General features: G+C 60.4%; 10 protein-coding genes. 8 read left to right on the top strand and 2 right to left on the bottom strand.

The annotated features are described in order from the left end of the window. Positions 1 to 16 precede the first annotated feature (16 nt). Entirely contained in the window at positions 17 to 1,015 is a 999-nt protein-coding gene (locus tag CXQ82_RS21175; protein WP_371917327.1) for a hypothetical protein, read from the top strand. A 46-nt stretch (positions 1,016 to 1,061) separates the two neighbouring features. Then, positions 1,062 to 2,456, top strand: coding sequence for a hypothetical protein (locus CXQ82_RS21170; RefSeq protein WP_157832185.1), 1,395 nt, complete (start codon positions 1,062 to 1,064; stop codon positions 2,454 to 2,456). Here CXQ82_RS21170 and CXQ82_RS21165 read toward each other — a convergent pair. Both CXQ82_RS21165 and CXQ82_RS21160 read right to left on the bottom strand, forming a co-directional pair. Further along, positions 2,437 to 5,715, bottom strand: coding sequence for an EAL domain-containing protein (locus tag CXQ82_RS21165; RefSeq protein WP_101272139.1), 3,279 nt, complete (start codon positions 5,713 to 5,715; stop codon positions 2,437 to 2,439). The two genes, CXQ82_RS21170 and CXQ82_RS21165, sit on opposite strands and share 20 nt — an antisense overlap. A 66-nt stretch (positions 5,716 to 5,781) precedes the next feature. Next, a complete protein-coding gene (locus CXQ82_RS21160; RefSeq protein WP_101272138.1) occupies positions 5,782 to 6,672 on the bottom strand; it encodes a LysR family transcriptional regulator in 891 nt (296 codons plus the stop codon). Positions 6,673 to 6,812: 140 nt separating this feature from the next. Here CXQ82_RS21160 and leuC point away from each other — a divergent pair, with 140 nt between their 5' ends. From leuC to CXQ82_RS21130, 6 genes are all read left to right on the top strand, one after another. Further along, entirely contained in the window at positions 6,813 to 8,231 is a 1,419-nt protein-coding gene (gene leuC, locus CXQ82_RS21155) for a 3-isopropylmalate dehydratase large subunit (RefSeq protein WP_058419749.1), read from the top strand. Positions 8,232 to 8,241: 10 nt separating this feature from the next. Then, positions 8,242 to 8,886, top strand: coding sequence for a 3-isopropylmalate dehydratase small subunit (leuD, locus tag CXQ82_RS21150; protein ID WP_010209061.1), 645 nt, complete (start codon positions 8,242 to 8,244; stop codon positions 8,884 to 8,886). 146 nt (positions 8,887 to 9,032) lie between these two features. Further along, the gene (locus CXQ82_RS21145) at positions 9,033 to 9,797 is read left to right on the top strand and encodes a class I SAM-dependent methyltransferase (RefSeq protein ID WP_101272137.1); all 765 of its coding nucleotides are present in this window, start codon (positions 9,033 to 9,035) and stop codon (positions 9,795 to 9,797) included. A gap of 52 nt (positions 9,798 to 9,849) precedes the next feature. Then, positions 9,850 to 10,932, top strand: coding sequence for a 3-isopropylmalate dehydrogenase (gene leuB / locus CXQ82_RS21140; RefSeq protein WP_101272136.1), 1,083 nt, complete (start codon positions 9,850 to 9,852; stop codon positions 10,930 to 10,932). A 64-nt stretch (positions 10,933 to 10,996) separates the two neighbouring features. Next, positions 10,997 to 12,109: an aspartate-semialdehyde dehydrogenase gene (asd, locus tag CXQ82_RS21135; RefSeq protein ID WP_101272135.1), complete on the top strand. Its 1,113-nt coding sequence runs from the start codon at positions 10,997 to 10,999 to the stop codon at positions 12,107 to 12,109. Between the two features lie 238 nt (positions 12,110 to 12,347). Then, entirely contained in the window at positions 12,348 to 13,358 is a 1,011-nt protein-coding gene (locus CXQ82_RS21130) for an aspartate-semialdehyde dehydrogenase (protein ID WP_101272134.1), read from the top strand. The last annotated feature ends 56 nt before the right edge of the window (positions 13,359 to 13,414 follow it).

The raw sequence follows: 13,414 nt of genomic DNA, 5'->3' as shown, positions 1-13,414 counted from the left end.
TGATGAGGTCGCTCCCTTGGCTATTGTCAGCAAGGGGGCGCTTGATAAAGGTGAGCGTATGTCCGGAATGGCGATCAACAATGCATCGGTGATTAAACACGATTATCAAACCATTGAGTCGAGTGGCGCAGTAACTGCTCGAAGTATTAAACAACCCGTTAGTGCATCGGCACACAATGTTTTGCACCCTTGTGATAAAACAATAAAGGGCTCTGGTAATAGGGCAAACCTCCCGAAAGCTCTCAAAAAGTACTTTCGAACGCTCAGCCGGATTCTTACTCGCTTACACGGGATGTGGCGACATGAGTCTGACAGGCACTCACCACGGGTAGTCCCTGCGCCCCAGCCACGGGTACCGCTCAAGCCGCAGGTGTTGCCCCAGCCCAGCCCGCCGATGGTTAATCCCCAGGCAGGCGATCTTCCAGATCTTTCGAGCAAGCGTAATGGTGCCAAGGCAAATGATATCTGGGGCGGTTTCCGCCAGGGGCCGGACGGCAACTGCGTGACGGTCTCGGCCATCAAGGCGGCCATGGTGAAGTTTGGTCAAAGCCCGACGGATATCTTTAAGGACGTTCGAAAAGTCGGGGAGGGTTATCAGGTGGTGATGCGCGACGGCTTCGCGCTCCATCTCAGTCGTCGGGAGTTGGCGGAGGGTGCTTGGGGTTCGAAGTTTGTCAGTCGCGATTCGGAAATGCTCAAGGATGCTCATTTTCTGTTTGCGGCGAGCGCCAAGCGGGCTCAACTGGAAAACAATGATGGCTATGCGAAACATAGCTTCAGGGCCGCAATACGCAGTTTGAATAATGGTGAAGATGAATACGGCCCAGGTGAAGGTTTACTGCGTTTGGGGCTCAAACAGCGCATCAAGAGGGTATCTGTCAGTGAACTTGCCAGTGGCGTAGTCGGCATGGTCAATCGCGACGGACATTCGGTAGCGGTGATAAACGGTATTGAAGAGCAATTTGGGGGAAGGGGCGGCGTGCCCACCCACGGCGACGCAATAGCGCTGAGGTAATACCCGGTGATCGCTTATTAACGCTACCTCTACGAGGTGTAAAATTATGAGTTCAGTTTCGGCCAGCTGTATGCCTTTGATAAAAATAAAAGACACTGAGTTTTCGCAAGCTGCGCTAGTTCCTTTTTCGGAGAACAGTCGACAACCCGCGCGGGGCGAAGTACCCACAATAAACTTCTCATCGCGCAAGAACGGCGAAAAACCCAAGGATGTTACAAATGCATTCATCGCCACGGAGCGCCGCTTTGGTGAGTACTTTGATGTCAGCACTCACGCTGCTGTTATCAAGATGATGATGCTCAGGTTTGGTCAAAGCCCCACCGATGTATTTGATCAGGTGACTCCCGTTGCGGGTGGCTATGACGTGACCATGAAGGACGGCTTCAGCGTTCATCTGACTCAGGATGAGTTGCAGCGCGCAACGCGCGCCTCAAGGTTTGCCGGCAATGACCCGGGTGCAATAACGGATGCCAATTTTATCTTTGCGGCTTTCGTCAAACGCAAGCAACTGGAAGGGCCTTACTCTTCGCTGGGCAATGGTTTCGATGCGGCCCTGGCCAAGACCCTCGAAGGCGAAACATCCAAGCGAGCGCTGAAGGGCATGGGCATGGTTGGCTTTATGCAAGATGTGTCGACGGACCAGATGCAGGCCAAGGGTGCGGTCGGCGTGGTTGACACCCGCAACTTCGGCGCAGGGTTGGTGCTGGAGGGGCGACAGCATGATCATCAGAGGCAGGAGCCGGTTCGGCGCACTTACGGCTACATGCTTACGGGTGATGATATTACCGATGATGACTATTCGATCGAGCAGGGCAGCGTAAGCGTTTCCAACGTGTCGGTAGGCGTCAAACCCGGCAATATCTGGGGCGGCTTCTACCAGGGCGTCGAGGGCAATTGCGTCACCGTATCGGCGATCAAGGCGGCGATGATGAAGTTTGGACAGAACCCAACGAGTATCTATAAAAACATCCGCGAGACCGCCGACGGCTATCACGTAAGCATGCGCGACGGTCATTCACTGCACTTGACCTTTGATGAGTTGAAAAAGGCCGAGCAAGGTTCAAACCTCGCAGGCCCTGACAAAGCGCTGCTCAAGGATGCCAACTTCTTGTATGCGGTGAGTGCAAAGCGAGCCATGAAGGAAAACCATGAGTTCCGCGCCGCAGAGAGTTTTGAGACGGCGATGCAAACGCTCAACAATGGCGAATACCCAGGTGAAGCCTTTCGCCGCTTGGGCCTGTATGCCTACACACGGCCCAGCACTGCCGGAGAATTGGCCAAGGGGGCGTTGGGCACCCTGGCAAGTGGGGGGCACTCAGTGGCCGTGGTGAATGGCAGCCTGGACTGGTATGGCTCCAAGTCGTCGCTGGCGTCGTCGCACTGGAACAACCCCGGCTACACGGCGATAAGGCTGGTAGACACTACACCAGCAACCGCCTGAAACCTTCCACGGGTAACGGCCGGCTGTGCAGGTATCCCTGATACAAATGGCAACCAAGTCCCTGCAAAAATGCCAGTTGTTCCAGGGTTTCCACGCCTTCGGCAATCACCTCCAGGTTCAGGCTGCGCGCCATGGCCACGATGGCGCGGATGATTTCCGCGTCGTTCGGGTCATGGGTCGCATCACGCACAAACGACTGGTCGATTTTCAAGGCATCCACCGGCAGGCGTTTGAGGTAGGTCAGGGACGAGTAGCCGGTGCCGAAATCATCCATGGCAAAACTGATGCCGAGCTTTTTCAGGCGGCGCATTTTGCTGATGGTGTCGTCCAGGTTTTGAATCACGATGCCTTCGGTGATTTCCAGCTTCAGCAGGCTAAAGGGCAGTTGGTGCGCGCGCAGGCTGCGTTCTACCCGCTCCACAAAGTCGTTTTGGCGAAACTGCCGGGGGCTGATGTTCACGCACAGGCTGAAATTCAGCGGGTCTACCAGGCCGTCGGCGATCAACTGGCCGAAGGTGGCGCAGGCTTCGTCGAGGATCCAGGTGCCCACCTCCAGAATCAGCCCGCTGTCTTCCAGTACCTTGATAAATTCAGTCGGCGACTGCGCGCCCAGCTGCGGGTGCTGCCAGCGCACCAGGGCTTCGGCACCGACGATTTTGTTGCCGCGTGCATCAACCTGCGGTTGGTAATGCACGCTGAATTCGCCACGCGACAAGGCCAGGCGCAGGTCGGTTTCCATGCGCAACCGCTCGCTGGCGGTTTTTTGCATGCTGTTGTGAAACATCTGCGTGGTATTGCGCCCCGAATCCTTGGCGCGATACAGCGCGATGTCGGCGCGCTTGAGCAGGTCGGCGGGGGTTGAGCCGTGGTCGGGAATCAATGCCACGCCAATGCTCGGCGTGACCTGCAGGCGGTGCCCATCCAGAAACATCGGTTCTGACAGCAGTTCGCGCAGGGTGTCGGCCAGTTCCTGCACCTGGTTGCTGACTTCGGTGCGTGTGCCGTCCAAGCCGCTGAGCAATACCACGAATTCGTCGCCGCCCAGGCGCGCCACGGTGTCCTCCATGCGCACGCTGGCTTCCAGGCGCGCAGTGACGATTTTCAGCACGGTGTCGCCCACCGGGTGCCCGAGGGAGTCGTTGATGTGCTTGAAGTGGTCGAGATCAAGAAACAACAAGGCCCCGCGCAGGTTGTGGCGCTTGAGCAGGGCGATCTGTTGGCTCAGGCGGTCCATCAGCAGCGCGCGGTTGGGCAGGTTGGTCAGCGGGTCGTGGTAGGCCAGGTGGCGGATCTGCGCCTGGGCGTTTTTCAGCAGGCTCACGTCCCGTGCGGTCAGCAGCAGGCACGGGGTTTCATTGAGGGTGATGGGCTCCACCGACACCTCCACCGCCAGCACTTCGCCACGTTTGTTGTGCCAGAGCATTTCCAGGTGGTGGATACGCCCCTTGATCTGCAGTTCGGCGAGCAGTGCCGAGCGCTGGTTTTCATCTGCCCAGATACCGATCTGGTACAGCGTCAGGCCGATGGCTTCATCGGCACGGTAGCCGGTCAGGCGGCAGAAGCCATCGTTGACCTCCACATAGCGGCCGGTGTCGCGCTCGGTGATAGAAATCGCGTCGGGGCTGGAATGGAAGGCCTTGGCGAATTTTTCCTCGCTGGCCTTCAACGCCGCCTCCGAGCGCTGTTGCTGGGTGATATCGCGCAGGGTGGTGACGATGCACGGTTGGTCACCGACCTTGATCATCCGGCTGGAAATCACACAGGTCAGGGCCTGGCCATCCTTGTGATGCACCACAATCGCCACATTGCTCAGCGCCTGTTCGCGAATCACCCGCTCGATGCGTTGCAGGCGTTTGCTTGACTCGTCCCACAGGCCGATCTGCTCGGCGCTTTTGTCGATCACCTCGGCTGCAGTCCAGCCAAAGGTCTGGGTAAAAGCGGGGTTGATCTCGATAAACTCGCCGCTGTCCAGGCAGGTCACGCAGATAGGATCCGGGCTGGCCTGGAACAGGCTGGCGAATTTCTCTTCGGAGGCGCTCAGGCGTTGTTCGCGCTCGACCTGGTCGGTGATGTCCAGCAGTGTACCGGCCATGCGCAGCGGCACACCCTGGTCGTCGCGATAGAGGCGGGCGCGGCTTTCCAGGTAGCGTGAGCTGCCGTCCTCCATTTGTACGCGGTAGGTCAGTTGGTAATTGCCGGCGGGGCCTTCACGCAAGGTCCGATAGGCATTGCGCATGTTTTCCCGTTCTTCATTCGGCATGCCCTCGAAGAACGCGTCAAAAGATTCATGGAAGGGTTCGGGCGGCAGACCATGCAATTGGGCGGCGCGGGCCGAGCCGTAGAGCATGCCGCTGGGGATGTGCCAGTCCCAGGTGCCGAGTTGCGCGGAGTCCAGGGCCAGGTCGAGGCGCTCCTGGCTGTCCTTGAGGGCTTGCTCGGCATTTTTGCGTTCGGTGGTGTCGAGGAAGGTGCTGAGTAAATACGCCTCGCCTTCCAGTTCGACCTTTTGCGCGCTGAGGGTGCCATCGTGGATCTGGCCGTTGCTGGCGCAAAACTGCACCTCCATGGTAATCGGCTCGCCCTTGCGCTGGGTGGCCTTGACCAGCTGTGCGCGCTGTTCGGGGTAGCGCCATAGGCCCAGGTCCAGGGTGGTGCGGCCCAAGGCGTCGGCCAGTGGCCAGCCGAACAGCATCTGGAAATACTGGTTGGCTTCACTGATCAGGCCGTCGGACTGGCGGGTCAGCAGCACCATGTTGGGGCACAGGTGAAACAGCGTGGCGAAGCGTTTTTCGGAATGGCTGAGGGCGTGCTCGCGCTCGCGCTGGCGAGTGGTCTCGCGGATCACGCCGATCATGCGGCGCCGGCCGGCCTTGTCCGGCGCCAGGCTGCCGTTGATTTCCAGCCAATGATGGCTGCCATCCGGCCACTGGATGTGGTGATGCATGGCCTGCTCGAATGGCTCGCCCGCCAGCACCGCGTGGAAGGCCCGTACCACGCGGGCGCGATCCTGCGGCGCGAGCAGGTCGAGGTAGTCGAGGTCCTTGGGCAACGGCTGGCGGGGGTCGTAGCCGAACAGCGCCTGGGTGCCCCGTGACCAACTGATGCGCCCGCTGTCGATTTCCCAGCACCATGCACCCAGCCGAGCAGCATTCAGCGCCGCCAGCAACTGCGGGGCGCTGTCCCAGCTTTGCTCCGCCTCTTGAGGGTCAAGGGCGTAAATGCGGGGCAAGGGTGGCACGGAATCGGCGGGGTTGCGCATTATCAAAGGGCCTTCGCTCAATGGGCGTTCGGCGCGGTTCTATTCAGACCTTGAGGCCGCACAGCTTCATGCCGGTATCCCTGGCAGATCGACCTGTGCATCCAATAGGCTCATGAAAGCCCGCGCAGCGTTCGACAGCGTCCTTTCGGTGTGCACGATATAGCCTAGCTGGCGACTGAGCTGTATGCCCGGCAAAGCGATGCTTGCCACCTGGTCATCGAGCATGGTGCGCGGCAAAACGCTCCAGGCCAGGCCGATCGAAACCATCATTTTTATAGTTTCCAGGTAGTTAGTGCTCATCGCGATGTTCGGTGTCAGGCCCTGGGCTTCGAACAATTTGCTCACAATATGGTGGGTAAAGGTGTTGCCGCCGGGAAAAACCGCCGGGTGCCCGGCAATATCGGCCAGGCTGATGCGGCCATTGAGGGTCAGGCTGTGTTCGGGCGCCACTACAAAGTCCAGCGGGTCGTCCCACACCGGGGTCGCACGTACGAGGTGGTGCGGGTCGGGCGCCAGGGTGATGACGGCCACTTCCGCGCGGCCATGGAGGATTTCTTCGTAGGCCACTTCCGAATCGAGAAACTGAATATCCAGCGCCACGTTCGGGTATTCCCGGGTAAAGGTGCGTAATACCGGCGGCAGGCGATGCAGGCCGATATGGTGGCTGGTGGCCAAGGTGAGGCGGCCGCTGACTTCGCCGGTGAGGTTGGTGAGCGCGCGGCGGGTGTCGTCCAGCACGTTCAGGATCTGATAGGCACGCGGCAGCAAGGCGCGCCCGGCCTCGGTCAAACCGACTTCGCGGCCCAGACGGTCGAACAGGCGCACCTTCAATTGTTGCTCCAGGCCGGCGATGCGTTTGCTGATGGCTGGCTGGGTCAGATGCAGGCGCTCACCGGCGCCGGAGAAGCTGCCCGTCTCGGCGATGGCGATAAAGGCGTTAAGGTTGGCCAGATCCATGGTGGTATTCCAGTTGGTAATCCAAAGCATAAAAAATATGAATTTGAGTTATTTAATGTAGCGCCATACCATCAGCCTCACAAGCCAAAGGGTTATTGAAAAGCCTGGCATAGAGAAACACCGCTGATGAGGACCGACTGATGGCCGGCAAAACGCTTTACGACAAGCTTTGGGATTCCCATGAAGTGAAACGGCGCGATGATGGGTCGTCGCTGATCTATATCGACCGTCACATCATCCATGAAGTGACCTCGCCCCAAGCGTTCGAAGGCCTGCGACTGGCCGGGCGCAAGCCTTGGCGCGTCGACTCGATCATCGCCACCCCGGACCACAACGTGCCGACGACCCCGGAGCGCAAGGGCGGCATCGACGCGATCGTCGACACCGTGTCGCGTTTGCAGGTGCAGACCCTCGACGACTACTGCGACGAATATGGCATCACCGAATTCAAGATGAATGACGTGCGTCAAGGCATCGTCCACGTCATCGGCCCGGAGCAGGGCGCGACCTTGCCCGGCATGACCGTGGTCTGCGGCGACTCCCACACGTCCACCCATGGTGCGTTCGGCGCCCTGGCCCATGGCATCGGCACCTCCGAGGTGGAACATGTGTTCGCCACCCAGTGCCTGGTCGCCAAGAAAATGAAGAACATGTTGGTCAAGGTCGAAGGCACGTTGCCGTTCGGCGTGACCGCCAAGGACATCGTGCTCGCCGTGATCGGCAAGATCGGCACCGCCGGCGGTAACGGCCATGCCATCGAGTTCGCCGGCAGCGCGATTCGCGACCTGTCCATCGAAGGCCGCATGACCATCTGCAACATGTCCATCGAAGCCGGTGCCCGCGTGGGCATGGTCGCGGCGGATGAGAAAACCGTCGAATACGTAAAAGGTCGCCCATTCGCACCGGCGGGTGCCGATTGGGATGCCGCGGTCGAAGCCTGGAAAGACCTGGTGTCCGATGCCGATGCGGTGTTTGACACCGTGGTTGAGCTGGACGCCGCCCAGATCAAGCCGCAAGTCAGCTGGGGCACCTCGCCGGAAATGGTCTTGGCTGTGGACCAGAACGTGCCGGACCCGGCCAAGGAAACCGACCTGGTCAAGCGCGGTTCCATCGAACGCGCCCTGAAATACATGGGTTTGCAAGCCAACCAGGCGATCACCGACATTCAGTTGGACCGCGTTTTCATCGGTTCCTGCACCAACTCGCGGATCGAAGACCTGCGCGCCGCGGCGGTCATCGCCAAGGGCCGCAAGGTGGCCTCGACCATCAAGCAAGCCATCGTGGTACCGGGCTCGGGCCTGGTCAAGGCGCAAGCCGAAGCCGAAGGCCTGGACAAGATCTTCCTCGAAGCCGGTTTTGAGTGGCGCGAGCCGGGCTGCTCCATGTGCCTGGCGATGAACCCGGACCGTTTGGAGTCGGGCGAGCATTGCGCGTCCACCTCCAACCGTAACTTCGAAGGGCGCCAGGGCGCCGGTGGCCGTACCCACCTGGTCAGCCCGGCCATGGCCGCTGCTGCTGCCGTCAACGGTCGTTTCATCGACGTTCGCGAATTGATCTGAGGAATACCCGATGAGAGCTTTTACCCAACACACAGGTCTTGTCGCGCCGTTGGATCGTGCCAACGTGGACACCGACCAGATCATCCCCAAGCAGTTCTTGAAGTCGATCAAGCGCACCGGTTTCGGCCCGAACCTGTTCGACGAATGGCGCTACCTGGACGTGGGCTACGCCTACCAGGACAACTCCAAGCGCCCGTTGAACAAGGACTTCGTGCTCAACGCCGAGCGTTACCAGGGCGCCAGCGTGTTGCTGGCCCGGGAAAACTTCGGCTGCGGCTCCAGCCGTGAGCACGCGCCGTGGGCCCTGGAAGAATATGGCTTTCGCAGCATCATCGCGCCGAGCTACGCCGACATTTTCTTCAACAACAGCTTCAAGAACGGCCTGCTGCCGATCATCTTGACCGATGAAGAAGTCGACGAACTGTTCAAGCAAGTGGAAGCCGAAGAGGGCTACCAGCTGACCGTCGACCTGGCCGCGCAAACCGTGACCCGTCCGGATGGCAAGGTGTACCACTTTGAAGTGGACGCCTTCCGCAAGCACTGCCTGATCAACGGCCTGGACGATATCGGCCTGACCTTGCAGGACGGCGACGCGATTGCCGCCTTTGAAGCCAAGCACCGCGCTAGCCAGCCTTGGTTGTTTCGCGACGCCTGACTCTATGTAGACCGGATTGACCCCTTCGCGAGCAAGCCCGCTCCCACATTCGACCGAGTTTCTTCAGTTGAAATGCAATCAAATGTGGGAGGAGGCTTGCCCCCGATGAGACCAGTGTTAACAACACAAAACCCAAGGAGCCCACCATGGCCACCACCGCCCACACCCAAGTCGTGCAAAAACAATTCGGCGAGCAAGCCTCGGCCTACCTGAGCAGTGCCGTGCACGCCCAAGGCACCGAATTCGCGCTGCTGCAGGCCGAACTGGCCGGGCAGGGCAGTGCGCGACTGCTGGATTTGGGCTGCGGTGCCGGTCATGTCAGCTTTCACATGGCGCCGTTGGTAAAAGAAGTGGTGGCCTACGACCTGTCCCAACAGATGCTCGATGTGGTCGCCGCCGCAGCGCAAGATCGCGGCTTCAGCAACATCAGCACTGTAAACGGCGCGGCCGAACGCCTGCCGTTCGCCGATGGCGAGTTCGACTTCGTGTTCAGCCGCTATTCGGCCCACCACTGGAGCGACCTGGGCCTTGCCCTGCGTGAAGTGCGCCGGGTGCTCAAGCCGGGCGGCGTGGCGGCATTCGTCGATGTGTTGTCACCGGGCAGCCCGTTGTTGGACACTTACCTGCAAACCGTCGAAGTGCTGCGCGATACCAGCCACGTGCGCGATTATTCCGCCGCCGAATGGATGCGCCAGCTCAGCGAAGCCGGTTTGCATGTGCGCACCAGCAGCCGTCAACGCCTGCGCCTGGAATACACCTCGTGGGTCGAGCGCATGCGTACGCCAGAGGTATTGCGCGCTGCAATCCTTGAGCTGCAAAAAGCGATGGGCCAGGAAGTCCGCGATTACTACGAGATTCAAGCCGACGGCACCTTCAGCACCGACGTGCTGGTGGCCTTTGCCGAACGCTGATTATTTTTCCCGACCTGCCCACGGGCGGGTCGCTTGATGAAATGAGGAACGCATGAGCAAGCAGATTCTGATTCTCCCTGGCGACGGTATTGGTCCGGAAATCATGGCCGAAGCGGTCAAAGTCCTGGAGCTGGCCAACAGCAAATACAGCCTGGGGTTCGAATTGAGCCACGACGTGATCGGCGGCGCGGCCATCGACAAGCACGGCGTGCCCCTGGCCGACGAAACCCTGGACCGCGCCCGTGCGGCCGACGCCGTGCTGCTCGGCGCCGTGGGTGGCCCCAAGTGGGACAAGATCGAACGTGACATCCGCCCTGAGCGCGGCCTGCTGAAAATCCGCGCGCAACTGGGCCTGTTCGGCAACCTGCGCCCAGCCATCCTCTATCCGCAACTGGCGGATGCCTCGAGCCTCAAGCCGGAAGTGGTGGCGGGCCTGGATATCCTGATCGTGCGTGAGCTGACCGGCGGTATCTATTTCGGCTCGCCACGCGGTGTGCGTGAGTTGGAGAATGGCGAACGCCAGGCCTACGACACCCTGCCGTACAGCGAGAGCGAAATCCGCCGTATCGCCCGTGTCGGTTTCGACATGGCCCGCGTGCGCAGCAAGAAGGTCTGCTCGGTCGATAAGGCCAACGTACTGGCGTCCAGCCAGCTGTGGCGCGAGATCGTTGAAGAAGTTGCCAAGGACTACCCGGACGTCGAACTGAGCCACATGTACGTCGACAACGCCGCCATGCAACTGGTGCGCGCGCCCAAGCAGTTTGACGTGATCGTCACCGACAACCTGTTCGGCGACATCCTGTCCGACCAGGCCTCGATGCTCACCGGCTCCATCGGCATGCTGCCGTCGGCGTCCCTGGACACCAACAACAAGGGCATGTACGAGCCTTGCCATGGCTCGGCGCCGGACATCGCGGGCCAGGGCATTGCCAACCCGCTGGCGACGATTTTGTCGGTGTCGATGATGCTGCGTTACAGCTTCAACCTGAGCGAAGCGGCAGACGCCATCGAGAAAGCTGTGAGCCTGGTGCTGGACCAGGGTTTGCGCACCGGCGACATCTGGTCGCAGGGTTGCACCAAGGTCGGTACGCAAGAAATGGGCGACGCAGTAGTCGCCGCGCTGCGGAATCTGTAATCTCTCGGGCCCGCTTGCAGATGTTGCTGCAAGTCGGCCCACTTTTTAACAAGGTGTAGTTGCGATGAAACGTGTAGGTCTGATCGGTTGGCGCGGTATGGTCGGTTCCGTGCTCATGCAGCGGATGCTGGAAGAGCAGGATTTCGATCTTATTGAGCCGGTGTTTTTCACCACTTCGAACGTGGGTGGCCAAGGGCCGTCCGTGGGCAAGGATATTGCCCCGCTCAAGGACGCCTACAACATTGAAGAGCTGAAAACCCTCGACGTGATTCTGACCTGTCAGGGTGGCGACTACACCAGCGAAGTCTTCCCCAAGCTGCGCGAAGCCGGCTGGCAGGGTTACTGGATCGACGCCGCCTCGAGCCTGCGGATGCAGGACGACGCGGTGATCATCCTCGACCCGGTGAACCGCAAGGTCATCGACCAGCAACTGGATGCCGGCACCAAGAACTACGTCGGCGGCAACTGCACCGTCAGCCTGATGCTGATGGGCCTGGGCGGCTTGTTCGAAGCCGGCCTGGTCGAGTGGATGAGCGCCATGACTTATCAGGCGGCCTCCGGTGCCGGCGCGCAGAACATGCGTGAACTGATCAAGCAGATGGGTGCAACCCACGCCGCGGTCGCCGATCAACTGGCCGACCCGGCCAGCGCGATCCTCGACATCGACCGCCGCGTGGCCGAAGCCATGCGCAGCGACGCTTACCCGACCGAGAACTTCGGCGTGCCATTGGCCGGTAGCCTGATCCCTTGGATTGACAAAGAGCTGCCGAACGGCCAGAGCCGCGAAGAGTGGAAGGCCCAGGCCGAAACCAACAAGATCCTCGGTCGCTTCAAGAGCCCAATCCCGGTGGACGGTATCTGCGTGCGCATCGGCGCCATGCGTTGCCACAGCCAGGCGCTGACCATCAAGCTCAACAAAGACGTGCCGATCGCCGATATCGAAGGGCTGATCAGCCAGCACAACCCATGGGTCAAGCTGGTGCCGAACAACCGCGATATCAGTATGCAGGAGCTGAGCCCGACCAAGGTTACTGGCACCCTGAATGTACCGGTTGGCCGTCTGCGCAAGCTGAACATGGGCACCCAGTACCTGGGCGCGTTCACGGTTGGCGACCAGCTGCTGTGGGGCGCGGCTGAGCCGTTGCGTCGTATGCTGCGGATTCTGCTGGAGCGTTGATCGCTGCTGGTAGGATGAAACCCGCGTTCTGGTGACAGGCGCGGGTTTTTTGTTGCTCTTGAGGGCCTCATCGCAGGCAAGCCAGCTCCCACATTTGGCTGTGTTCACAAATCAAAATGTGGGAGCCGGGCTTGCCCGCGATGGGGCCATCAGCCTCACCCCAGGGCCCAGCCCAATTGCCTCACCCCCAACCACCCGGTAAAGTGCCGCTCCCCCCGCAATGCCCGAGGCAGCCCCCATGACCCAGACCTTTGAAATCGCCGTGATCGGCGCCACCGGCACCGTGGGTGAAACCCTGGTGCAGATTCTCGAAGAGCTGAGTTTTCCGGTGGGCACCCTGTACCTGTTGGCCGGTAACAATTCAGCCGGTGCTTCAGTACCCTTTCGCGGCAAGAACGTACGGGTCAAGGAAGTCGACGAATTCGACTTCAGCAAAGTGCAGCTGGCATTCTTCGCGGCCGGCCCGGCGGTGACCTTGAGCTTCGCGCCACGCGCCACGGCGGCAGGGTGTTCAGTGATCGACTTGTCGGGCGCCTTGCCTGCCGAGCAGGCACCTCGCGTGGTGCCGGAAGCCAACGCGCACGTGCTCAAGGGGCTGAAAAAACCTTTCCAGCTCAGCAGCCCAAGCCCGTCCGCTACCAACCTGGCCGTCGTTCTGGCGCCATTGAGCAACCTGCTGGATATCCAGCGCGTCAGCGTCACCGCCAACCTGGCCGTGTCTGCCCAGGGCCGTGAAGCCGTCAGCGAGCTGGCCCGGCAAACCGCCGAGCTGTTGAATGTGCGCCCGCTGGAGCCGCAATTTTTTGATCGGCAGATGGCCTTCAATCTGTTGGCCCAAGTCGGCACGCCGGATACCCAGGGTCATACAGTCCTGGAGAAACGTCTCGTACACGAGCTGCGTGCAGTGCTGGAAACACCTTTACTAAAGATTTCCGCAACTTGCGTTCAAGCCCCGGTGTTTTTTGGCGATAGCCTGACTGTGTCATTGCAATTGGGCGCGGCGGTCGACCTGGCCGCCGTCAACCGCGCACTTGACGCAGCGCCGGGTATCGAGCTGGTGGAAGAGGGCGACTACCCCACTGCGGTGGGTGACGCGGTCGGCCAGGATGTGGTGTATGTCGGCCGAGTGCGTGCGGGGGTGGATGACCCGGCGGAACTAAATCTGTGGCTGACGTCAGATAACGTACGCAAAGGCGCCGCACTAAACGCCGTGCAGCTGGCGCAGTTGTTGATAAAAGGTCTTGCGTAAAAGATACTTGGCGGCAATTTGTAGATTGATTCTAGCCAGGCGCTATGCTTGGCCCG

This window comes from Pseudomonas sp. S09G 359, from assembly GCF_002843605.1.
GTDB lineage: Bacteria > Pseudomonadota > Gammaproteobacteria > Pseudomonadales > Pseudomonadaceae > Aquipseudomonas.
The sequence above is the reverse complement of the archived record's forward strand: the minus strand, read 5'-3'. Positions and strand labels throughout refer to the sequence as shown.

Excerpts from the sequence above, each read along its gene's own strand:
- CXQ82_RS21170 (WP_157832185.1), top strand. The coding sequence starts at position 1,062 with ATGAGTTCAGTTTCGGCCAGCTGTATGCCTTTGATAAAAATAAAAGAC.
- CXQ82_RS21165 (WP_101272139.1), bottom strand. The coding sequence starts at position 5,715 with ATGCGCAACCCCGCCGATTCCGTGCCACCCTTGCCCCGCATTTACGCC.
- CXQ82_RS21160 (WP_101272138.1), bottom strand. The coding sequence starts at position 6,672 with ATGGATCTGGCCAACCTTAACGCCTTTATCGCCATCGCCGAGACGGGC.
- leuC (WP_058419749.1), top strand. The coding sequence starts at position 6,813 with ATGGCCGGCAAAACGCTTTACGACAAGCTTTGGGATTCCCATGAAGTG.
- leuD (WP_010209061.1), top strand. The coding sequence starts at position 8,242 with ATGAGAGCTTTTACCCAACACACAGGTCTTGTCGCGCCGTTGGATCGT.
- CXQ82_RS21145 (WP_101272137.1), top strand. The coding sequence starts at position 9,033 with ATGGCCACCACCGCCCACACCCAAGTCGTGCAAAAACAATTCGGCGAG.
- leuB (WP_101272136.1), top strand. The coding sequence starts at position 9,850 with ATGAGCAAGCAGATTCTGATTCTCCCTGGCGACGGTATTGGTCCGGAA.
- asd (WP_101272135.1), top strand. The coding sequence starts at position 10,997 with ATGAAACGTGTAGGTCTGATCGGTTGGCGCGGTATGGTCGGTTCCGTG.
- CXQ82_RS21130 (WP_101272134.1), top strand. The coding sequence starts at position 12,348 with ATGACCCAGACCTTTGAAATCGCCGTGATCGGCGCCACCGGCACCGTG.